The organism is Mycobacterium pseudokansasii (genome assembly GCF_900566075.1).
GTDB lineage: Bacteria > Actinomycetota > Actinomycetes > Mycobacteriales > Mycobacteriaceae > Mycobacterium > Mycobacterium pseudokansasii.
The window spans coordinates 1-21795 of sequence record NZ_UPHU01000002.1; the positions used below are offsets into that span (position 1 = coordinate 1).

Below are 21795 nucleotides of genomic sequence, written 5' to 3' on the forward strand. Positions count from 1 at the left end.
ATGACCAGTGGACTGGACATGATGAAGGCGGCCCGCGACAAGAAGAAGGGTTCCCGGGTTGGCAATGAGATGCCCCCGCCGCTGCACCCCGCTCGGTCGACTCCGGTCAAGCTTCCGTGGGCACCTGAGGCCGCCGCGGAGGTCGAAGACTCACCCACACCCGCACCCGAGGCGGTCGGAGCTGCGCCAGCTGCGGACTCGCCGGTGCCCGCTGCTCCCGCGGGGCCGGCGCGTACGGCGGCGGCCCCGGTCCGGCGTCAGCAACAGAAACGTCCGGCAGCAGATCGTGCGGTGAGTTCTGAGCTGATCCCGACTACGGCGTACCTCGAAATGGACGAGGATCGCTTCATTCGCCGCACGATCGAGGCTGGCCGATATGGCAAGCCGAAGGTCACCTCGGCTAGCGCGGTCATCCGCTACGCGGTGCAGTACCTGGCTCGGCACATGACCCCGGAGGAAGTCGTTGCGGCCATCCGAGAGGCCGCGCCGGAGACCTCGAACCAGGGCAGAATCCGCCTTTAACCGTTCTACCGTTCTACCGTTCTACGGGTAGATGTGAGGCGGTGTGCGGTTTACCGGAGCATTTGAAAGCCGTCCGGTTCCACGACGCGCGTGTTCGTGTATGACATATGTTATAGTGGTGTCATACAGACAGGAGCGCCGTGTGGCCGTCATCAACATCCGCGTCGAGGATCGGATCCGCGACCAGCTCAAGAATCTGGCTGACGCCGAGGGGCTCACGCTGAGCGAATACGTCCGCGATCGCCTCCTGGAGGTGATCGTTCCCCCCGACTACCGGCCATCGGACGACTACGACGGTGAGCCGGCGCCGGAGACCATGCGGATCGCCGACCGGCAAGTGCTGTCGTTGCTGCACCGCATCCTGGCGCGTGTGCTGCCTGAAGATGCCAACGGCGAAGACGGGGACGAGGCGTATCAGCTTCAGCGTGCAGAGGTGATCGAGAAAGGCTTCACCGGGGAGTACTGGAGGGAAGTCGCTGGGTTCCGGACCGAGTTGTCCAAGCTCGACTGCGACCGCGTCCTCGACATCCTCGACATGTTCCGCGTGATCACCTACAGCATCGCGAGGCTGGCGAAGAAGGGAACGCCGGTCAGCGAAGACCTGGAGTACGAGCTGGAATTCCAGGGTTTCGACTACCAGGACAAGCTCGAAAGCCACATGGCCACTTATGTCGAGTTTTTGATGACTGACGATCGATGGACCGAACTGCGACCTCAGCTGGAACGCAACGGTGGTGGCAACTCCCACCACCGGACACTCGGCGCCTACATGCGCATGCTCGCTGAGTACCGCCGCATCAAGGACGCCCGCGGCCGAGGGTCCCGCCGGGACGACTACTTGCTGTCCACCGAGGAGTTGGAACAGATTGCCGCCGCCCGAGTCCACCCGTCACACCGTGGGTAGCTCAGTCGGGCTGGCCGGGCCGAACCGTCCCCGCGTCGAAATACGGTGTCTAAGTGGCCAGTAAAGCGTGGGTGCAGCAGAGCGGCGCCGTGACCCTGCTGGCCGATGCGTACCGGCGTGCACGCGGCGGCTATGTCGCATTCCTCGACGAAAGCTTTGAGCTGGGAGCCAACCGGCGGACCTTCTACCTGATGTCGGCCGTGGTCGCCCATCGCGACCAACTGGAGCCGCTACGCGACGGCCTCGTCGACGTCGTGGGTGACCGGTTCTGGCACACGACGGACAGTCTTCTCACCGAGGACGGGCGCCGGCAGGCAGTAGAGGTGGCGCAGTACCTGGGTGAGGAGAACGGCACCGAAGTGTGCATCGTGTCCTGCCGAATGCCCCTGGGCGATGACGGCGGAGACGCTGCGCGCCGTGCGTGCTTCGGGCAGCTCGCCGCGAGCCTGTGCACCGGGACGCAGCCGTTGGTCGGCGAAGTTCACCTGATGGTGCTTGAGCAGCGTGAGACGCAACATGAGCGCAGTTTCGATGCCAAGATCGTCAAGGACTTGCGGGCGGAAAAGGTGATCTGCCGTCAGTGCCAACTGAAGCAGGCTTCTCCGCGGGACGAAAAGTTGCTCTGGCTTCCGGATCTGGTGTCCTCCGCGGTCCGGCGCAGCATCACTCACCAGGAGAAGGATCTGCTGGAACCGATCGAACACATCACTCGGGTGCTGAACTGCCCCTAAAAGCAGAGCAACCCCGGCGCGCCGTAGCCACCAACCGGGGTCAGACAGATCGTGGGGCCGAAACCGCAGAATCCGTACCTTGCTCCTGACGAAAGTATGCCACCTGCGGCACACGAACGTCCAGGGTTAGCGCTGTCACAGCACCCCGAAGGTTTCGCCCGAGCACGTCTAATCAACGAAGGTCAGATCGTGGGTGCGCTGCTGTGAGATTTATGAGGCTTTCGCCTAAAACAGTTGCTTAAATGACGTAAACATGCCTGTGTTGCGCTGATGCCGCTGTTGTTCTACCGGTGTCATACTGGGAGATGTACGATTCCAGCATCGGGGTCTTGACCACGGGCACATCAGGAGGGTCATCATCACCGCCGCGCCGTTAGACGAGGACGCCGCCGCCGACTTGGCGCGGTCCTTGCTCAGCGACGGCCATCCCATTGCTTACGTGATGGCCGAGACCGGGCTGTCGGAAAGCCACGTTGAGATGCTTGCCAGCAGCACTGTGGAGCCTGACGTGAAGCGCCTGGCCAAGTACATGAATGTGCGGCTCGCCGAGCTAGGGATGAGCCAGTTGGAAGCGAGCAAGCTCGGCTTGGTGTCGAGGTCGACGCTGAACCTCCTCGGTAAAGATGACCGGATCCCCGGCCGCAGCACGTTGTCCAAACTCGATGAACTTCTGTCCTGGCTACCCGGTTCTGCGCACGCCACGATGTACGGCTCGGAACCCAAGACACGTGAGGCAAGCGTCGGCAAGCGGCAAGGGCCTGTCGTTAACCGCGACGCCGAGGACGATTACGACAATCTGCGCATGTGGATCGAGAAGCGGCTCCTGGAGTTGCAGATGAGCAAAAGCCGCCTGGCCGCTGTCGGCGGCCCGGGACGTACGACCCTGGCAACGATGGGTAAGCGTGGGTACAGCCCCAACGCCGAAACGCTGGAGCGCATCGACACCCACCTGATGTGGGAGCCCGGCTCGGCGTTGGCTGCGCTTAAAGGCGGCAAGCCCGTGAATCGGCGTATCGAGGTGAAACCGCACCCCGCGATAGTCCCGATCCATTCGATCGTGGACCGGCTCAAGTTGCTCAAGACCCGCATCGAACGCCAGCAAGAGACCCTCAACCAGCAGGCGCGGGATATCGATCAGGCGCTGGCACAGGCGCATCTGGTCATCGAAGACTTGACCCCGCCGCAACACCGCGCAAATTTCCCGGCGTCAACATGACGTCGGCGCCCTACGCAGGGCATTCAGGTGGCCAGCCAGCAGGGCAGTCCTGCCGGCCCGCTCACCGGGCACGGGCACGGCTATTTCCGCCGATGCCGCAGATCAGGAGATGTACTCATGACTAGCGGCATCGGGAGAACACTATGGCCCGCCAAAACGGCGACCAACAGCGAGATTTGTTCAGCTTCGAGGAGATTGACGACACCAGTGACCGAGTGGATGGGCCAGGCGGTCAACGAGGTGTACCGCCAGTGGCTGGAGCTACCTCAGGACTGGACACCGCAGCACAAGAATCGGTTTCTGCGCGAGGAGACCGCCCGACTGGACCGGTTGGCAGCGCAGATGGCCGACGACCTGGCGGCGTCGTCGATTCAGGAATGGACCGCACGCCACGGCCAGCATCCGGACTATCAAACGACCGTGAAGTTACGCCAGACAGCGTTGCAGAACGCCCGCGAGGCGGTCGTGCGCCAGGAACTCTACGATCAGATTCCGGAGCCCCCGGAACAGACGGTGGACTTCGACCCGCCTCTGCATCAGCCGCTGCCGCCCAGTCAGGTGCCGTGGAATCAGCGGTGGAACGACGCGCGGTATCGCAGCGAGCCGGGGGAGCGGATCGAAGCGCTGACCGAGATGGTGTGGCCCGCCCCGCAGTTTTCGGTGATGTTCCGCATCAAGGCGGCCTACCTCCTCAGCGCCCGCCTGGAGGACGAACTCCCGGTTCCGGACGGTCCTCAGCATCCCCTGGCCACCGACCTGGCGCCCCTGGTGTACGAGGATCTTCGGGCCGACGGTTACCCCGTGGAGTAACTGAGCCCGAGCCCCAGCTGTCGCTGTTCGAGGACTTCGACCAACCCACAGACCCCGCCACGATCGATCCCGGCGGCACACCGCTGCCAGCGGCGCGACCACCGGCGACTCCCGCTGCGCCGCCGTCGGCCACCGATGTGCCACCAGTGCCGACCACGGCGGCTGTGGCCGCGACCAGGACCGGCGCGTCTACCGACATCCCCAGCTCGCAGCAAGCACCTACCGCAGAGCTGGTGCCATCACAACCGCCAGCGCCGGAGATCCCCGCTGTTCACGTCGAGGACCCGGCGCAACCGTTTACGCTCAGCACCGAAATCCGGGTGCCCTCGGGGACCAAAGCGCGCATCCACGCCAACCTCGCTGCCATCGACGTCCTCGAGCGGCTCAACCGTGAGGACGGACGCCCCGTCACCACCGCCGAGAAGGAGGTGCTCGCGACCTGGTCAGGATGGGGCGCCTGCGCCGAGCTCTTCGATCGCCGCAACGACACCTACGCCACCGAGCGCGAACAGCTGCGCCAAACGCTGGGCCCCGATGCTTACCGCGCCGCCGAGGCGAGCATCCTCAACGCCCACTACACCGACCCGCTCATCGCCGCGGCCATGTGGGATGCGCTGCGCCAGGCCGGGATGCACGATGGACGAGTCCTCGAACCGGGCTGCGGGGCAGGAACATTCATCGGCCTCGCCCCCAAGGGCGCGGTCATGGTCGGCGTCGACAATGACACCGTCACCGCCGCCATCGCCGCCGCCCTCTACCCACACGCGCAGATCCGCGCCGAAGGCTTCGAAACCACCCGCGTCCCGGCCGAATCATTCGTCGCCACGATCGGCAACGTCCCGTTCGGCAACTTCACCCTGGTCGACCCCGCCCACAATCCGGGCCGATTCAGCATCCACAACCACTTCATCAACAAGGCAATCAGCCTCACCGCCCCCGGCGGCTACGTCACCGTCTTGACTAGCCGCTACACCCTCGACAGCGTGGATTCCCGGGCGCGACGCGCCATGGCCGCCAAAGCCGACCTCATCGGCGCGCTACGCCTACCGTCGAGCGCCTTCAAGCGTGTGGCCGGCACCGAAGTCGTCACCGATATCCTGGTCTTACGCCGCAAAGACACCGGTCAAGCCGCCGAGGACGACCTGACCCGCTGGATCGACACCGAAGATATTCCCTTCGAAGACATCGCCCACCTCGTCGACCGCAACGTCTTTGGCGCCCAGAAGGCCGACGACGCCTTCCACGTCAATGAGTACTTCCTCAACCATCCCGACCACGTCCTGGGCGCCTACGCCCTCGGCCAAGGGATCCACGGCTCGCCCACCCTCAAAGTCGTGGGGGAGCAGCCCACCCGTGAAGCCCTGGCGCAGCAGGTACGTCAGCGCCTGTCCGACATCGTCGAATACGCCCTAACTCACGATAAGGGGCTGACCGCCACCGCGGACTCCCTCATCGAGGTCGATGACAGCGTCTTTGACGCCGGCTTGTTCACCGCTGCCGAACGCGTTGACCAGCCACCCATGGACACACTGCGCTACTACCCACCCACCGACAGCATCCAACGTTGGAGTGGCCACAGTTGGGAAGAACAACGCACCCCGAAAAGCCGTCTGCGCGAGACCCGTTCGTTGATCGAACTGCGCGACGCTGCGACCGCGGTCATCGCCTCCCAACGTGACGATCAGCCCCTTGAGGTGCGCGAGCAGCTGCGCGCGCACCTCAACAAGCTCTACGACTCTTATGTCGCCAAACACGGCCCGATCAACCGCTTCAAATGGATTTATCCTGCGCCCCCGACCCAGGAGGCTCACGACCGCAAAAGTCGCCAAGGTCGAAGAATCGTGGCGCAAAGCCCGTGGTGCCGAAGGGGTGCCCTACCGCGGTCCCGTTCCCGAGCACCTGCTGGAGGACTGGTCGCAGAAAGCGTGGGAGCCCGCCAGCCCCTACAAGCGGCGCCCCCATCTTGATGGCGGCATGAAATACGATCCCCGGTGGGCCAACGTCGCGGCCCTGGAGATCTTCGACGAACAAACCGGCGAGGCACTCAAAGCTCCGATTTTCTCCGTTGACGTCCTCAATGTCCGTGCCGTCCCGGACACCGCCGCCACCATCGAAGATGCTCTCGCCATCAGCATCGACCAGCACCAGCGCATCGACATCGCCTACATCGCAAATCTATTGGGCACTGATCAGGCCGTCGCCGCAGAACAACTCCGTGGACTGGCCTACCCGTCGCTGGATGATCCCGACGAGCTAGTCCCGGCAGCGACCGCGCTGTCGGGCAACGTCCGCGAGAAGCTGGCTGCCGCCATTGCCGCGGCCCAGCGTGATCCGGCCTACCAGGATTACGTCAGCGCGCTGCGGGAGGTGGTTCCGCGCGACAAAGAAGCCTCCCAGATCAAGACTCGCCCGGGCGCACCGTGGATCGACGCCAAATACGTCGCCCAGTTCGCCCGCGAAACCTTCAGCGCCCCCACTGTGGTCGCCGACCACGTCGGGGGCACCTGGTCGGTGGAATGCGCACGCTACCAACGTGAATCGGTCTTGATGACCGAGACGTGGGGTACCGCCCATAAAGACGCGATCGAGCTGCTCGATGCGCTGTGTAACTCTAAAGCGATCACCGTCCACCGCCCCGCTGAGGAGGTGGCTGAAACCGGTGGCCCCAGCATCGATTTCGAAGCGACGTTCGCTGCCCAAGCTAAAGCCGCCAAGATCACCGACGAGTTCCAGAAGTGGATCTTTGATGACGAGCAGCGTCGCGAGGAACTGGTCGCCGAGTTCAACAAGCGTTTCAACAGCCTTGTTGCCCCGAAACATCGGGGCAACAAACTCACCCTGCCGGGTCTATCGGACCGGTTCGAACCGCACTACTATCAACGAGACGCCGTCGCCCGCATCATTGCCGAACCCACTGTGCTGCTTGATCATACGGTCGGTGCTGGGAAGACGGGGTCCATGCTGATGGGTGCGATGGAACTCAAGCGTTTGGGCCTGTGCAAGCAGCCATGGATCGTGGTTCCCAACCATATCGTGGAACAAGTAGGCCGCGAAGCCGCCCAGTGGTACCCGGCAGCTCGCATTCTTCTCGGCACCGCCGGCACCGACCCCGACGGGCGCCGGCGCTTTGTCGCCCAGTCAGCCACCACCGACTGGGACATGGTCATCATGCCCCAAAGCCTGTTTACTGCGATCGGCGTTAGTGAAGACACCCAAGTCGACTACGTGCAACGCCAGCTCGACGAGCTAGAGAATTACGCCGAACGCGCCGAGACCTCAGTCAGCAAGAAGCGCGTCGAACAGCAGAAGAAGCGGCTCGCGACGCGCCTGAGCGACCTGACCAAGCAGGAGCGGAAAGACACCGGCCTGAAGTTCGAAGAAACCGGTGGCGACTACCTTTTTATCGACGAAGCCCATATGTACAAAAACAAAGGGCGCCTGAGCAATATCGAGGAACTGTCATGCCCGGCGGCCGCGCAGCGCGCCGAAGACCTCGCCATGAAACTGGAAGTACTTCGACTTCGCCGCCACGACGAGGGCCGCGCCGCCGGCCTGCGCCCCGACCAGGTTGTCGAGCGCGTCACCACCTTCGCCACCGGCACCCCCGTGGCCAACTCCCTCGGCGAACTCTGGGTCATGCAAAACTACCTGCGCCCGGATCTGCTGGCCGCCGCCGGTGTCGCCGACATCAACGACTGGGGTGCGACCTTCACCGCCCCGGTTAGCAGCGTGGAAGTCAACGCCACTGGCACCAGCCTGCGGACGGTGACCAGGGTCGGAAAATTCTGCAACCTCCCCGAACTGCTGGCCCTGTCGTCAATCTTCACTGACGTCGTCACCCGCGACCAAGTCCCCGTTGAACTACCACACCTGGCCGGAGACCGCCGACGGGTTGTGAGCATCACCCCTTCCCAGGAAGTCAAGGACTTCATCACCGACTTGGGCTGGCGTCTCGATCACCTCGACCCCAAGCGTCCCGACAAGGACAACCAGCTCAAGATCGCCAACGACGGCCGTAACGTGTCCTTGGACCCACGCCTGGCCAACCTGGACCCGCCGGCGATCTCGCGCGCCACCGAAGTCGCCGACGACATCATGGCGTTGCACCGCGCCAACATCGACAACATCTACCGCGACCCCGAAACCGGGCAAGAGATGCCGATCCGAGGGGCCTTCCAGATCGTGTTCTGCGACCGCGGCACACCGTCGAAGGACCCTCGCCAGTTCACCATCTACGCCGCGATTCGCGACGAGCTCGTCGCCCGCGGCATGCCCAGAGAATCCATCGCGTTCATCCACGACGCGGTCAAACCGGCCGACAAGCTCAACTTGGCCCAGCGATGCCGGACAGGCGAGATCTCGGTGCTGATCGGGTCCACCGAGAAAATGGGCACCGGCACCAACGTTCAAACCAGGCTGCGAGCCCTCCATCACGTCGATGTTCCCTGGCGGCCGGCCGACCTCGAACAACGCGAGGGCCGAATCATTCGACAAGGCAACCAAAACCCCGAGGTCGACATCGTCAACTACGTCACCGAAGGGTCCTACGACACGGTGATGTGGCAGAAAGTTGAAGCCAAGGCCCGCTTCATCGAACAGATCAAACGCGGCGAAGTCGACATCGACGAAATCGAGGACCTCGGGGGAGGAGATATTTCCGGTGCCGCGGCCGAAACTAAAGCCATCGCCACCGGAGACCCCCGCTACATCAAGCAAGTCCAACTCGCCGAGGACGTCAAACGGCTCTCCGCGCTCGAATCCGCCCACCGCGATGCCGCAGCCCGCCGCCGACATCAACGCCGAGACACCGAACGCGAACTCACACGGGCCCGAGAAGAACTCGACATTCTTGAACCCGTGCTCGAGAAGATCGCCGCCCACGCAGACCAAGCGCCCACTGTCGTCGTCGGCGGCCGATCCTATGCCGAACGTAGTGAAGCAGCCATCCCGTTCGCTGCGGCCTGCCGCGACGCCTACGCCGCGCTCAGGGACAAGTCCAGTTTTAGCACCCGACCCCTGGACGCCACCCTCAACGGAATCAGCATCACCGCGCGACGAAGCCACCTCAAAGGCGAACTGCAACTTACTCTAGATGTGCCGTCGACCACCGTGGGTATCGAGGAGGCCGACCTGTTCGCCACTTTGCCCAGAGCCGCCGGAACCAACCACATCACCAAGGCGCGCGGGCTCTTACAGCGAATGGAGAACACCTATAAGGATATTCCGCACTTCAACACTCGACTCGAGCGTCGCGCCGCGACCCTACAAAACGAGCTCGACGACTACGACAGCACCAGCCTCGGGGACTTCGAGCACGCCGACGAGCTAGCCGCCAAACGCCTCGAACTCGAGACCCTCAGCGCCCAGCTCCGTTTGGAAGCGCAAAGCGAGGCCGCCCAAGCGGCCTCAGCGGCAGCCCGCGAACGCATGCTCGAAGCGGGCCGCCAACCAGGATGGACGCTGGACATCAATCCCACTCCCGCGCTGATCGCCGACGCCGGTCTCGTCGATGCCGAGAGTTACCGCGCCGCCCAGCGCCTCGTCGAACGACACCGCGCATCCGAATACCGAACACAGCGTGAAGCTACAGATCACGAGCAGGACCGCCAGCGCAGCAACGATGACGACGACCGGAGCCTGTGAAGCAAAACCGGGACGGGTTGCCGCATCCCTTGCGCGCAGCCACCTGCTTCACCGATAAACAGGCATATAACGCAATCGATGAACATGCGAATCTGCAATGAGTGTACGATCAAAGATGACAGTATGGACGCCGACGCCTCGGTCTGCCGTACGCATCGAACTATATTGGGGGAGAGGGGTATAGGTGAGTCGGCGCCGAAGTCGTTCGAGCCCACCATGGCGACACCACCCTGGCGCGGGGGCGAGCGAGGAGCCTACGCGTGAACACTGCGCTACGCGAAGCGACTGTTCAGGTCGCCCCATGAGCGGACCGGCGTCGACATCCCCAGGAAGTGTCGCGCCGCGGTGTTACCGTTGGAATCGGCGTCACGGGCCGGACGGTTCCCCCCCTGCCTTCCGATGTTCATCGAGCAATCTCCCGCGAAACGTGGACGCTGCCCGTGACGCCACCACGGCTTGTCACACCCGGGAGCTACGCTTCCCGCTATTCAGGTCGACGGCTGGGATGGGGTGATCAGATGAGCACAGAAATCGTTGTCCGCGATCCCTGGTGGGAGTATGCCCGGGGGTGCGCGGCCGCGTTGACCTCGGGCGCGCCGGCCCCGTCGATCGCCGTGTACGGCCCGATCTTGAACGACGACGAGGATGCCCGGTTATGCACCACGGCGATCTCCAGTCGACTTGTTGCCGGAGATGGAAGCTACCAGCGGTCCTCGACCTTTGTCATGGGCAGCCCCTTGCTGATGGCCGGAATGCTGGCGGCGCAAGGGGTTGCCAATAGTCGACGCCGTAAGCAGGCCCAGCGTGATGAAGTCCCACAATGGCGCGAACAGCGCCCGTGCACTGTCATCGTCACCGATGAGCGGCTGATGTGCAGTCGCTCAGACGGGACGTTCACCGACTTCTGGTTCGGCTACGTCACCGAGTTCTATCCCGACTTGCATTCGCGCACAGTGACCTTCGCCTACGGTGAGCGCTGCGTGCCGCTGCAGCTGGCGGGCCCGGCCACTGTGGCGATCGCACTGTGGTCCGCCCAAGCGCTACACGGGTCGGCCTGGGTCAACGACATCCGTCTGCATCCGTTGCTCTCGGGCGGGTCCGGGGTGTCCACGCTGACGTCGCGGCCAGCGATCGGCGCTGTTAGATGAGACCGGCCGCGCCAGCTTAAGAGTGCGACGCCCACCACGCGTAGAGGTTGTTGAGCGCTGCCCCGTCGGGGGTCGGTGCTGATTCCACGACGGCCAAAAACCGGTCGGGGTCGAAGGTCCAGGCGATCAGTGGTCGTCCGTCGGTGGCGATGCCACAGAAAAGTGTGCCTTTGGGTGTCGCCGGGTCGGCGAGGTGCCGCCAGGGTCCAGGGGACTGCATGTTGCCTGGGCACACCACAGTTGTTGCGGTTGCGATGACATGTGCCAATGCGTCCTGCAGTGATTGTGTGTCGCGTGCCAACGAGTAGGTCCCCGAGATCGGGCCACCGGGATCTTGATTGGGTCCGCAACTCATGATGACCTCTGCGCTTGGGTTCGTGGGAGCCTGTGAGTTGCACGCGCCAGGCGGATACCCATTGGGCAGCAAAATCTTTCGTGGTGAAGGTGCTGACGTGTGGGTCGTCGGGGGAGGGCTGGCCCTCACCGTGCGGTCGTCGTGGCCGGAAGGCGCCAGCCAGGCCAGCACCACCGTAACGAGGACTGCCACCGCGGCACCGCCCAGCAGGACCATCGACCGCTTGGACCCAGGGTGGTGGGCTGGCCTGCTCGACGGGACCGGCGTCACTGATACACGCGGCGGCAGGGGGGTGGTCGGTGAAGGACGGGGGGAGGGGCTCAAGGCGTGCGTGGCCGCAGCGGCAAACTCGCCGGCCGTGGTGTAACGATCCGCGGGACGTTTAGCGAGCGCCTTGGACATGACCTCGTCGAGCGCCGGGGGAGCCCAGGGCAGGAGCGCTGAGAGCTTTGGAGCGGCTTGCTCCACATGCGCGTGGGCCATGGCCGCGGCAGTGGAGTACCCAGGGAACGGGACTGAGCCGGTCAGGAGTCGAAAGAACGTGCACCCAAGCGAATACACATCAGCGCGCCCGTCGATGGCGGTCTCGCCGGTGATCACCTCCGGTGCGGTGTAGGCGAAACTAGCAACGAGAGCGCCTCCAGGCTCGCGCTCCGATGTCGCCGATACGACCTCGGCTGCGCCAAAGTCGGCGAGGACGACCCGTTCCCGCCCATCCGGGCGCCCACCCAGCAGGATGTTCGACGGCTTGACGTCCTGATGAACGATCCCGCACCTGTGGGCGTAGTCCAGTACCTCGGCCACCTCGTTGACCACCCGTAGTGCACGCACAGGGGTCATCGAACCGGCCTGCAATGCGGCCTCGGCAGTGGTGCCCTCGACGTACTGCATCGCGATCCACAACTGACCGTCCTGGGTTTCGCCGCGAGCGTAGATCGCCACGACGTTCGGGTGTGCCAGCCGAGCGGTGGTCTGACCCTCCCGCTCGAAGCGAGCGCGGATTTCGGGATTGCCAGCCAGTTCCAGGGGTAGCACTTTGAGCGCCGCCCACTGGCCCAAGACGGAGTGCCACCCCAGGTACACCAGGCTCATACCGCCGCGACCCAAGACGCGGTCGATACGGTAGCCGGCAATCTCATCGGGCTGGTCGGGCACCGACTCAGGCTCGCTCACCTGCAAACCTCCCACCGGCGTTTCTACCATCGAACGCGAACTGTACGGAATCCGTGGCCGCCTCGCTCAAAGCCCGCTACCCCTACTGACTACCTTTAACGCCCGGGGATCCACACCCGCTGTGCTCGATTGGAGCTGCAGTAAATAGCTTGCCTGCCAATGTAATTCGTAAGCGTTCCTAGGATATCGGGGTCGCGGTGAGCGAGGACCGCTCGATCATCGGCAGAAGTAATCCCTACCCGCATGTACGGATACCGTCCAAGCGCCGGGTGAAGAACTCCGGTCGAGTCGAGATCGACGTTATAGAAGGTGAGTGCCCTTGTCGGCCATTGCAAGGACTGAACTGTGGGTAGCTCTGGCACGCATTGCCCGTCGTAGACGACGATCGCCGGCGGTCGGTCCGCAGCCATCAGTGACGCTTGGCTGACAGTGCGGGCGATTTCGTACCTTGGGTACTGTTGTCCGCTGTAGTCACAGATGCTCATCTCCATCCCGTTGCTGCGGCCGAACATGACACCGCTAAGAAGATCGCAGGCAAACCGGTCGGGCTCGGCAACGTCGGGCCCAGCTTTGGGGTCGTAGAACTTTTGCCAAAACGCCGTGAACCGGGCGTCGAAATCCCGTGCGTAGGGGTCAGTACCTTGACGTTTCAGCTCGGTCAAGGTGGCGAAAGTATCTTCACCAAAGGCGACAACGGCAAGAAATGTATAGCCAGCCTGCAAGGGTGTTGTGGGAACGTGCGGGCGTATCTGCAGCAACTCGGCTGCCAGGCGTTTGGCATCGCTGAGAGTGGTGATCCCAAGAAGCGGGTCGATGGCGATTGGGGACGCAGACGCCAACTCTGGACGGTTAGTGCCGATCCGAAACCACTCCACCTTGTTCTGCCCGAGTCCCTCAGCCATGTGTCCCAAGGCCAGATTCCGCAGCTTGCACAGGGTCTCGTCGTCTGCGACTTCGGAGTCGATTGTCGTGACGCCGTGGCGGGCCAGCACCATTGGGTACAGCACGTCGAAGCCCAGATTCGTCAAAACCGGCCCCTCGAGGTAGCACGGCTTTCCTGTGTCAGGAAAGAAACCCAGATACGCTGCCCCTATCTGCGAGTCGCGTTCGGCGTGCCGGTACAGCGCGGCGAATGTCTTTGTCGCAGAACCAACGACGTGCTCCGGTTGGCCGAAATAGTCCAGTAGAGCCCTACGGTCGTGCTCGTCGCCGGCCAAGGCCTGTGGTTGTTCAAACGTCTGCTGATAAACCCCAAGTTCGGCCACCGCCTGCGTATATCCCGTTGGCCAGCCATAGGCATGATCGAACATGAACAACACAGCGGAGCTAACTTCGGGCTCGTCGCCCTTTTCCAGTGCGGCCTGCAGCTGGCGGTGAGGGCCGCCCGCGTCGGCGACGCTTTGTTGGCTGAAATGGAAATACTCCCGCGTGTCCTTCAAGAAACCCGCGAAGGCCGGTGTGTTCGGTGTTCCGGAAGCCATGCCCCCTATCTTGCAACTAACATTCCCTAACATGCAACATGTTTTTGATGTTTTGGTGGGCGGTTCGGTGAGGAAGTGCAAATACCGGTCCGGCCTACCTCGGCGGTTCCCCCCGAAGCCGGGACTACTGCAACGAACTACTCCTGCAATCGGATTTGGACTGTGCTGTCCCGGACATGAGCCAAGGCGCTCCGCGCGTCGTCGAGGTGGACGTAGGCCGTCGCCTGGCCGTAGAAGCGGGGATGTCCTGGCAATGGCCTGCATCCGACGCGGACCCAGTCTGGGTCGATGTCCTCGCTGCAGAGGAGTCGACGGGTCGACTTGGCGGTCGCAGCCAGTGCTGGCATGACAACGAGCCCGCTGGTCGTGGGTAACATCGTGTGGATCGTCTCAGCGATTGCCCACGGTCTCATCAGCGACTCGCCCGGCAGACGGGTATCCATGGTCGCATCCAGCACCAACAGCACCGTGCTAATCGGCATTCCTGCGGTGAAGTCGTCGTCTTCGTCCAGCTCTGGAGTGAGCCACTCGTGGTCGAAAAGCTCAGTGAAGACTTCCGCGCGCGGCCCGTAGAGCGGCAGCACCTCCCGGGGGCCTTCGTACCCGGCGCGCAGAATGAGGAACTGTACGGTACCGACGACGACCTCGCGGGCATTGCCGCGGGCATCAAGGTGTGACAGGCGAAGCTCGGCGCGCCACTCCTTGCACGCCGAGAGTGTGGACCAAGTGTCCGCACTCTCGTAATGCATTCGCGCAGCGCCGAACTCAAGCGTGGCGCTACCGACCGTGTGTGTGACATCGGCGCCGTCGGGGACGTAGTCGTAAAGGAATGCGGTCAGGTCGGTGCTAGTGATAGTCGGTTCTCGCCGCAAGGCATCCGATGGGGCGAGCCTGATTGCGTCCTGGGCTTGCGTCATGGCGCGGTGATTGTCATCGTGCACATTCCCACGTTACGACCTCAGCGCCGACTAGATCCCGCACCACCACTTACCCGCCGCGACGAGTTCGCGAAACGCGCGATGACCAGGGAGGGTTTGCAGGCGCTGCGCACGACGCTCGGCGAGGCGGCCCGCGGCGGTTGTTGAGACGCCGGTCCTGGGGCCCCCACTCCGAGACGTATTTCTTGGCGAGGGTCGGCCGATCACGATCCAGCCCAAAGCTGCTCGTCAAAACCGGTTGCACCGCATGTCATTTTGTCACGTGACATATTCCTTTCGCTATTTCAACCTATGGCGACTTGAACACGTCGTGATCCCCGACGCGCCGCCATCGGCACCGCAATTCGCCATCGACGGTGACGAACTCGAATGTCGCGCGACCGTCTGGGCTGGAAAATGACCATGTCATCTCCAGGACGCCGGGAGCGCTCTGCACTGTCTTCACGCGAAGTGCTCGCGGCCAGGGCGTCGCCGGATTTGCGGCGTAGGCGTCGCATGCAGCTATGAACTTCGTCTTTACTACGTTCAAAAAAGCAGCGCGGTGCTCGGGCTTGAGCCGGCGCACGTCGCCGTCGAACGCCGGGGTGGTTTCGAACTTCACGGCGACGGCGAGACCTCGGCCGCCGCGTCGTCTGACCTGGCCTCGTCGTCGAGCTGATCCAGGTGCGCCATAAAGGATTCGCTGCCGTCGTGAACAGTGACACGTCCGGCCGCGACGTGCTCGTCGACTTCCTTTTCGCGTTGCTGCCAGCGATCCTGCCAGAACCAGCGCTGATCAGCGGGGACCGGGAGGGCTGGCCGAAGCTCTAAGACACCGTCTTCACGTTCGGTGATCTCGACCTGAGCGCCGGACTCATCGAGATGCAGTCGGCGCCGAACGTCCGCCGGTAGCGCCACGACGCCTCGGGCCTGGACCGCCACGAACCCATGAAATGTCATATCTCAAGTATGCACGATTACGTCAATACGGCAAAGACGTATTGCTGTTTTGCAGTAATACTGCCGATAATAGTGATTATGTCAACTGACAGTTTGCACTAGCGTATACTGAGAGTTGACACCATCGCATCGTCGCAGAATACTTGCCGGCATGGCAACCCCTCGCCTCGTCGAGCTGATCGACCGCTACAGGAACTCCCACGGGGTCAGCGAGGCCGAGCTTGCTCGCCGGATCGGCGTCACGCGGGAGAATCTGCGTAAATGGCGAACCAACGGTGTCCGCAGGCTGCCGGAACGCGACAATCTCGCTGCGGTTGCCCGGGTTACCGGACGCGCGTACCGCGACGTCCTCTCGGCCGCTCTGTTTGACACCGGCTATCTCACCGTCGAGCATCCCGCGCAACCGCGGCCCTACACGGAGGTCCTCCAGGACGCCATCGCCGTCCTCACCGAAGCTACCCGGTTAACCAATCAGCCTATACGCCAAGCTAGTTCGGGCGGGTGGGAACCCAACCCAGATCCCCGCGCGGCACTGCCGATCGACTGGGCGGAGTTCGTCACCCTTGCGCTGGCCGGCGCTGCCGCCAACGTCGGCGGCGTCGAGGCCGCGCTAGCCGGTCGCGCCGGCTCCTGGGAAGCCGAAATGGTGCGTCAGACCCTCAATTCCACCGTTTTCAACGACAAGGACTTGCTGCGCCACCGCACCGAACCCGTCGTCGTCGACCTCTGGGTGGAAAGCATCCTCGATCACCTCAACGACCCCAGCGACGATCTCTACGCCGACGCGGCGAATGAGGTTGACGCGCGCGCCGAAACGGTCCCCCACCCGACCGATCTGCCGCCGGGCCCCTTCTCCCCTGACGACCCACGCCTAGCCAACAAGCCTTGGGTCGAGGTGACTGACGACGGATACCTCCACATCACCTACCTGCACTGGACAGGCGACCCGGACGACCTCGCTCTGCTAACCACACTGACCGAAGAAGCCCGCTTCCACCGCGACCCCACCCCCGGAGAAATCGCCTATGAGCAAGCCGTGCAAGCGATCTCAGCGCAAGTCGACGCAGTCGACGCGCTACAGCGACGCGAATACTCCGACTACGCGGCTCGGCTCACCCAGGCGATCAAGGACAACATCGCGGAGCTTGAGCTAACCGTGCCCGTCACCGTTTCTGTCACTCTTGCCCCCGAGGATCGCGAACCCGGGGCATTTGACGCCCACGCACCGCAGCCTCTCCCTCGCAACGTCATCGAGAGTGCCATCGACAGGGCCATCGCCGAAACGCCAACACCATCGATGTTGCCGGGTGGCCCTCTGGACCGGCTCGCCCCAGACATTCTCAAGACGGCGGGCGGGTTAAAGGAAACCGGTGACGACGGTGAGTGAGTCCGACCTGGCCAAGGTGTCGGAGGCCTCCGAGCTGTGTGGCATGCCCATCGACGTTCTCAAGATGATGGCAGCCGATGGTCTACTGCCCCAGGTCGTCCGGGGGAAGGCCGGGCATGTGTATTTTCCTCGGAGCGCGATTCCAACGTGGACCGAGTGTGTGAAGCTGCTGAGGGAACAGCGTGATCGACACCTGCGGCGCGCGGCATCGGCTCTGCGCCGTCTAGAGAACGAACTCGAGGCAGTGCGCAACGACATTACCGAGGCCCGCGAATACCCGCAACAGACCCTCGGCATCGACCTCATGAGCTTCGGACACTGGCCCTATGACCGCATGGCGTCAACGCTGCGCGGTCAACCGCTCATCACCGGTGTGCTGGAGCAGTTCACCACCGAGCGGATCGCCATCACGCGGTACCACGACGCCTACCTCGACGCCCTGGCGTCGGAGGGGCGGCAGGCCCGCGAGGACACCCTCTGACCCACGGGAGCCAGCCGCGATCCGCTTACTGGGGTCCCTGGGTTCTCAGCGCGACAGGGCGACACCGGCGAGTGGGGGTGCGTCAGCCGGTCGCGTCGGTGTCGCTGTCCTGGGGTTCCTCGTTGAGGATGCCCTTGGTGAGGGCTGACGGAGTGGTGCCCAGTGCGTCGGCCAGGCGCGAGAGCACGACGACGGTCAAGTTCTTGTGGCCGTTCTCAAGCTGGTTGATGTAGGTGCGGTGGATACCGCTGCGCTCGCCGAGTGTGGTTTGAGCCAGGCCGAGCTTTTCACGGCACGCCTTGATGTTCGCGCCCAGCCGCATCTGAATCGCGTTCTCGTCGATCGTCACCGTGCGGTCCCACTCTCTACGCGTGTTGCGCATAGTCTACAGGGGCGTATCGCTCAGAACAGGCCATCGCCGGTCGCCTCCTGCCACCACTGCTCAAACCCACTGCGCTGCTTGGATTCCGCCCCGGCTGGTGCCGCGTTCGCAATGTCAAACTTGAACTGGCCCCGGCGTGACGGCCAGGTGGTCGACGCCGCCGTTCACGCGGTCACGCAGTACGTGTCGGAGGATGCCGTCCCCGCCGCGCACGGGGACACCGGGCTGTCGGGTGAGGAGCTCGGCGATGATGGTGCGGCCATCGGTGGCCAGCACCCACCCGTAGCGACCGGGCGGTGATGCCGGCCTTGCCGTCTCTGCCAGGGCGCACCACCCGCCGAACTTCGTACAGCGACCAACCGCCAGTGCCCAGACGCTTCTCGAAGAGGGCGTGCAAGCGGTCCTTATTGGACCGCGCCACCTCGTTGGCTTCGAAGCCAATCCCGTGGCGGTACCGCTGTGGCCGCGCTCTCATGACCCGTCATTGCCACGACCAGGGCGAGATCGGCGAGGCCGAAGTCACGCACGACCGGTTCGGTGATCCGGCGCATCAGGAGCGCCGTGCTGTCGAGCCCCAGCCGAAGGACATGACGACCAAGCCGTGTAATCCGTTGTGGGGAAACTTATTACGGTCCTGTCGCGTTCCGCCGCCTGTTGTCTATAGTCTACACATTGGTGTAGACTATAGACAACACCACGGCGTCAGGGGAACACGTTGAGCGACCTCACCACCGACCAGCGCTGGCTGCTCTACTTCATGGGCGGCTGGCAGATCCGTGACTGCCTGATCGACACCGCTGGAACCGACCACCTGATGCGGTCCATGGGGGGGCCTGTGGGTTCACTGGCCCAGAAGGAGGCCCGGAGTGGATGACTGGCTGGGAGACCCGCAACGGTAAGGTCCACGCTCCCGGCCGATGTGAGAGCCGGGTGGTCATCACCAAGGCTCAGATCAACGCCTACGCCCGCAGCTTGCGCGAGAGCGTCCGGGCCGAGCTGGTTGCACTACGCGCCGAGGCCCGAGCTGAGGTGAACCGCACCGCGGGTTGGTGTCACTGCCCGTGGTCCCAGACCGCTCCCAACGCCCACAGCGGCCCATGCCAGCGCTACCACCCGACCGATGACGAAGATGACGCCCACTACGCCACCGTTCGGCGGATCGACTACGCCCTGGACGAGGTCCTGTGGCGCGCGCTCGACCTGCACCGCGAGCCGGTCGGGCAACTGGAGCTGTTCGCTGCGCTGTGACCCGTAAGACCCCAACACCTGATCCATCTACCACGCAAAGGATTTCGTTCATGACCACCACCTACGTAGCCAGCGTGTCACCGTTTACCGCGACGGCCCGTGATGACCGCAGCCCCGTCGCGCGTGTGCGCTATGTCAGCGACGGCGCCATCTACGTCAAGGTCGCCGACGTCAGCCACGACGCGCTGCCCTCGGTGACCGGGTATCCCATCGAGTTCTGGCTTCGCATCGACCACCTAGCCCGCCAAGCACACCACTACCTCGCCGACCTGATCGCGGCCAGAAAGATAGCCCAGGTCACCACGTTCGAGGAACTGCCCCCCGCCGTCGTGGCGCGCATCCGCGCATCCAGCGAGGTCGCCCAGCTCGGCCCTGTCGAGACGACCTACCTCCAACTACGCATCACCGACTTACTCCGCTTCGGCTGAAGCCGAGCGACACGCCCACCCCGACGATCCGCCAGGTCTTGGAAGGTAAACCGTGGCCCTCATTGAGACGATCGACCCCCCGATATCAACCTTGCGCTGCAAGAACGGCATTGGCGCACAGCTGCAATGGCAGATTCCCGAAGCCGAGCTTGAACATCGCCTCGACGCAGCCGCCTACGCGGCCGCCGCAATCCTCAACGCCCCATCAGTGCGGCCCGAGGGGACCGGCGGCTTGAGCCGTCGGGGGAATCGGGCTTGGTGACCAGCGTGTGATCGTGAGTTCTGTCGGTGTCGTTGCGTAACGTTCGGGTCATGTCAGGTCAGCGGTTCCGTCGCACTCCGGGTGGGGTGTGCTCGCTGGGGCTGCATCTGGTGTGGTGCCCGAAGTACCGGCGCCGGGTGCTGGGTGGCGGCGTAGCGGTCCGCTGTACCGAGTTGTTGGAGCAGATCGCCGACGAGCATGGCTGGCAGATCGTGGCCAAGGAAGTGATGCCCGATCACGTGCACCTGTTCGTCCGGGTCGGGCCGGCCGACGCGCCGGCTGCGGTGGTGCGTGCGTTCAAGGGCCGCACCGCCCGTGTGCTGCGCGCAGAGTTTCCGTATCTGCGGCGGTTCGCGAAGGTGCTGTGGTCGCCGTCGTATTTCGCGGCCTCGGTCGGGTACGTCTCAGAGTCGACGGTGCGCCGCTACATCGAGCACCAATGGGACGCGGTGGCCTGATGCGGCGCGCGTATGTGTTCCGGTTACGCCCGACAGCACGCCAGCACGTCGCCCTGGCGGCGTGCGTCGAATCCCACCGCGAGTTGTATAACGCGGCACTGCAGGAACGCCGGGACGCCTGGTCACATAGCACGACCCGGATCTATTACGGAGGCCAGTCGGCGCAGCTGACCGAGATCCGCAGTGTGCGCCCGGACCAGGCGGTGTGGTCGTTCTCCAGTCAGCAGGCCACGCTGCGCCGGTTGACCAAGGCGTTCGACGGATTCTTCCGCCGCGTCAAACGCGGTGACACACCGGGCTATCCGCGGTTCAAAGGTAAGGCCCGCTTCGACAGCGTGGAGTGGCCCAAAGACGGTGACGGAGCGCGCTGGCTCCCCGACCACAACCGCGTGTACCTGCAAGGCATCGGGCAGGTGAAGGCGACGGTGCATCGCCCGGTGCAAGGACGGGTGAAGACGATCCAGATCAAACGCCAAGGCCGTAGGTGGATGCTGGTGCTCTCGTGTGACGACGTGCCCACCAGTCCGTTGCCGGCGACCGGCCGGCAGGCCGGTGTCGATGTCGGGGTGGTGACCTACGCGACGTGTTCCGACGGTACCGAGGTCGCCAACCCACGCTGGGCACGGCAGGAGGCGGCTCGGTTGGAGGCGGCTCAGCAGCGGCTACAGCGGGCCCAACGCGGCTCCAACAACCGGATCGCGCGCCGGGAGACGGTGGCCGCGCGGCATCGTAAGATCGCCAACCGGCGTAAGGACTTTCACCACAAGCAGGCCCGCGGCCTGGTGGCCGCCTATGACCTGTTGGTGGTGGAGGATCTCACGATCGCGAACATGGTTCGCCGGGCGAAACCCAAACCTGACCCACAGCGGTCGGGGCAGTTTCTGCCGAATGGTGCCCGGGCGAAGTCCGGGCTCAACAGAAGCATTAGTGACGCTGGCTGGGGTCAGTTCGTCTCGATACTGCGCGCCAAAGCGGAAGACGCTGGGCGCACCTGGATCGAGGTCAACCCCCGGCACACCTCCGACGGGTGTGAGTGCTGCGGCCACGCAGCACCCGAGAATCGCGTCAGCCAAGGGGAATTCGTCTGTCAACGGTGCGCCCACACCGCACCAGCAGACCAACACGCCGCACGCAACATCCTCAGGGCTGGACTGGCCCTACACGCCGCAACCGCAGCGTAAAAGAAGCCGGTCGCTTCCAGCGGCCGGAGAAGTCACTCTTTGAGAACGACCTCACGCCTCACGCCGACCGAGCGCGCCGCTGCCGAGGATGTCTACGCGTCAACCACT

The 21795-nt window shown here is 63.9% G+C and carries 21 protein-coding genes; 16 read left to right on the plus strand and 5 right to left on the minus strand.

The genetic code is table 11. The annotated features are described in order from the left end of the window. From EET10_RS29930 to EET10_RS28595, 8 genes are all read left to right on the plus strand, one after another. A partial coding sequence (locus EET10_RS29930; RefSeq protein WP_099187367.1) for a hypothetical protein occupies positions 1-522 on the plus strand: 522 nt, incomplete at its 5' end. Between the two features lie 118 nt (positions 523-640). Next, a complete protein-coding gene (locus tag EET10_RS28570; protein ID WP_225723100.1) occupies positions 641-1426 on the plus strand; it encodes a YfbU family protein in 786 nt (261 codons plus the stop codon). Between the two features lie 53 nt (positions 1427-1479). After that, on the plus strand, positions 1480-2157 hold the full coding sequence (locus EET10_RS28575) for a hypothetical protein (RefSeq protein ID WP_136624773.1): 678 nt from the start codon (positions 1480-1482) through the stop codon (positions 2155-2157). A 439-nt stretch (positions 2158-2596) separates the two neighbouring features. Continuing rightward, positions 2597-3373, plus strand: a complete 777-nt coding sequence (locus EET10_RS28580; protein WP_136624774.1) for a hypothetical protein — start codon at positions 2597-2599, stop codon at positions 3371-3373. Between the two features lie 195 nt (positions 3374-3568). Continuing rightward, positions 3569-4183, plus strand: a complete 615-nt coding sequence (locus EET10_RS28585) for a hypothetical protein (RefSeq protein ID WP_246013760.1) — start codon at positions 3569-3571, stop codon at positions 4181-4183. A 233-nt stretch (positions 4184-4416) separates the two neighbouring features. Then, the gene (locus EET10_RS29935) at positions 4417-6150 is read left to right on the plus strand and encodes a hypothetical protein (RefSeq protein ID WP_167480279.1); all 1734 of its coding nucleotides are present in this window, start codon (positions 4417-4419) and stop codon (positions 6148-6150) included. Continuing rightward, positions 6053-9826 carry a helicase-related protein gene (locus EET10_RS28590; RefSeq protein WP_167480280.1) on the plus strand — a complete coding sequence of 1258 codons (3774 nt, stop codon included), beginning with the start codon at positions 6053-6055 and terminating at the stop codon, positions 9824-9826. Before EET10_RS29935 ends, EET10_RS28590 begins: the two co-directional genes overlap by 98 nt. 518 nt (positions 9827-10344) lie before the next feature. After that, positions 10345-10974: a hypothetical protein gene (locus tag EET10_RS28595; RefSeq protein WP_099187355.1), complete on the plus strand. Its 630-nt coding sequence runs from the start codon at positions 10345-10347 to the stop codon at positions 10972-10974. Between the two features lie 16 nt (positions 10975-10990). Here EET10_RS28595 and EET10_RS28600 read toward each other — a convergent pair whose 3' ends face one another. The 4 genes from EET10_RS28600 to EET10_RS28620 all read right to left on the minus strand — a co-directional run bounded on the left by EET10_RS28600 (position 10991) and on the right by EET10_RS28620 (position 15860). Further along, a complete protein-coding gene (locus EET10_RS28600) occupies positions 10991-12502 on the minus strand; it encodes a serine/threonine-protein kinase (RefSeq protein ID WP_225723103.1) in 1512 nt (503 codons plus the stop codon). Positions 12503-12597: 95 nt separating this feature from the next. After that, positions 12598-13983 (minus strand): hypothetical protein, encoded by a 1386-nt coding sequence (locus EET10_RS28605; RefSeq protein WP_099187351.1) that lies wholly within the window; start codon positions 13981-13983, stop codon positions 12598-12600. Between the two features lie 137 nt (positions 13984-14120). Then, positions 14121-14924: a hypothetical protein gene (locus EET10_RS28610; protein ID WP_051493612.1), complete on the minus strand. Its 804-nt coding sequence runs from the start codon at positions 14922-14924 to the stop codon at positions 14121-14123. A gap of 594 nt (positions 14925-15518) precedes the next feature. Then, the gene (locus tag EET10_RS28620; protein WP_036395524.1) at positions 15519-15860 is read right to left on the minus strand and encodes an AbrB/MazE/SpoVT family DNA-binding domain-containing protein; all 342 of its coding nucleotides are present in this window, start codon (positions 15858-15860) and stop codon (positions 15519-15521) included. Between the two features lie 151 nt (positions 15861-16011). Between EET10_RS28620 and EET10_RS28625 the strand changes: the two genes are divergently transcribed. Continuing rightward, positions 16012-17247, plus strand: coding sequence for a helix-turn-helix domain-containing protein (locus EET10_RS28625; protein ID WP_036395526.1), 1236 nt, complete (start codon positions 16012-16014; stop codon positions 17245-17247). Next, positions 17231-17728 (plus strand): hypothetical protein, encoded by a 498-nt coding sequence (locus EET10_RS28630; protein WP_036395527.1) that lies wholly within the window; start codon positions 17231-17233, stop codon positions 17726-17728. Before EET10_RS28625 ends, EET10_RS28630 begins: the two co-directional genes overlap by 17 nt. Before the next feature lie 82 nt (positions 17729-17810). On the opposite strand, the gene EET10_RS28635 is transcribed toward EET10_RS28630, so the two are convergent. Further along, positions 17811-18077, minus strand: coding sequence for a helix-turn-helix domain-containing protein (locus EET10_RS28635; RefSeq protein WP_225723104.1), 267 nt, complete (start codon positions 18075-18077; stop codon positions 17811-17813). Positions 18078-18221: 144 nt separating this feature from the next. Between EET10_RS28635 and EET10_RS29940 the strand changes: the two genes are divergently transcribed. From EET10_RS29940 to EET10_RS28665, 6 genes are all read left to right on the plus strand, one after another. Beyond that, on the plus strand, positions 18222-18410 hold the full coding sequence (locus tag EET10_RS29940; RefSeq protein ID WP_036395529.1) for a hypothetical protein: 189 nt from the start codon (positions 18222-18224) through the stop codon (positions 18408-18410). A gap of 415 nt (positions 18411-18825) precedes the next feature. Continuing rightward, positions 18826-18984, plus strand: coding sequence for a hypothetical protein (locus EET10_RS31470; RefSeq protein WP_225723105.1), 159 nt, complete (start codon positions 18826-18828; stop codon positions 18982-18984). Then, positions 18981-19358 carry a hypothetical protein gene (locus tag EET10_RS28645; protein WP_225723106.1) on the plus strand — a complete coding sequence of 126 codons (378 nt, stop codon included), beginning with the start codon at positions 18981-18983 and terminating at the stop codon, positions 19356-19358. Before EET10_RS31470 ends, EET10_RS28645 begins: the two co-directional genes overlap by 4 nt. A gap of 50 nt (positions 19359-19408) precedes the next feature. Further along, entirely contained in the window at positions 19409-19786 is a 378-nt protein-coding gene (locus EET10_RS28650) for a hypothetical protein (RefSeq protein ID WP_036395532.1), read from the plus strand. 312 nt (positions 19787-20098) lie between these two features. Further along, a complete protein-coding gene (gene tnpA / locus EET10_RS28660) occupies positions 20099-20506 on the plus strand; it encodes an IS200/IS605 family transposase (protein WP_036395534.1) in 408 nt (135 codons plus the stop codon). Next, the gene (locus tag EET10_RS28665; protein WP_174719756.1) at positions 20506-21687 is read left to right on the plus strand and encodes an RNA-guided endonuclease InsQ/TnpB family protein; all 1182 of its coding nucleotides are present in this window, start codon (positions 20506-20508) and stop codon (positions 21685-21687) included. The genes tnpA and EET10_RS28665 overlap by 1 nt, the downstream gene beginning before the upstream one ends. Positions 21688-21795 lie beyond the last annotated feature (108 nt).

What these genes read in the sequence shown, in the direction of transcription:
- EET10_RS28595 (WP_099187355.1), top strand. Translation starts at nt 10,345, where the DNA reads ATGAGCACAGAAATCGTTGTCCGCGATCCCTGGTGGGAGTATGCCCGG.
- EET10_RS28605 (WP_099187351.1), bottom strand. Translation starts at nt 13,983, where the DNA reads ATGGCTTCCGGAACACCGAACACACCGGCCTTCGCGGGTTTCTTGAAG.
- EET10_RS28620 (WP_036395524.1), bottom strand. Translation starts at nt 15,860, where the DNA reads ATGACATTTCATGGGTTCGTGGCGGTCCAGGCCCGAGGCGTCGTGGCG.
- EET10_RS28625 (WP_036395526.1), top strand. Translation starts at nt 16,012, where the DNA reads ATGGCAACCCCTCGCCTCGTCGAGCTGATCGACCGCTACAGGAACTCC.
- EET10_RS29940 (WP_036395529.1), top strand. Translation starts at nt 18,222, where the DNA reads ATGTCAAACTTGAACTGGCCCCGGCGTGACGGCCAGGTGGTCGACGCC.
- EET10_RS28645 (WP_225723106.1), top strand. Translation starts at nt 18,981, where the DNA reads ATGACTGGCTGGGAGACCCGCAACGGTAAGGTCCACGCTCCCGGCCGA.
- EET10_RS28650 (WP_036395532.1), top strand. Translation starts at nt 19,409, where the DNA reads ATGACCACCACCTACGTAGCCAGCGTGTCACCGTTTACCGCGACGGCC.
- tnpA (WP_036395534.1), top strand. Translation starts at nt 20,099, where the DNA reads ATGTCAGGTCAGCGGTTCCGTCGCACTCCGGGTGGGGTGTGCTCGCTG.
- EET10_RS28665 (WP_174719756.1), top strand. Translation starts at nt 20,506, where the DNA reads ATGCGGCGCGCGTATGTGTTCCGGTTACGCCCGACAGCACGCCAGCAC.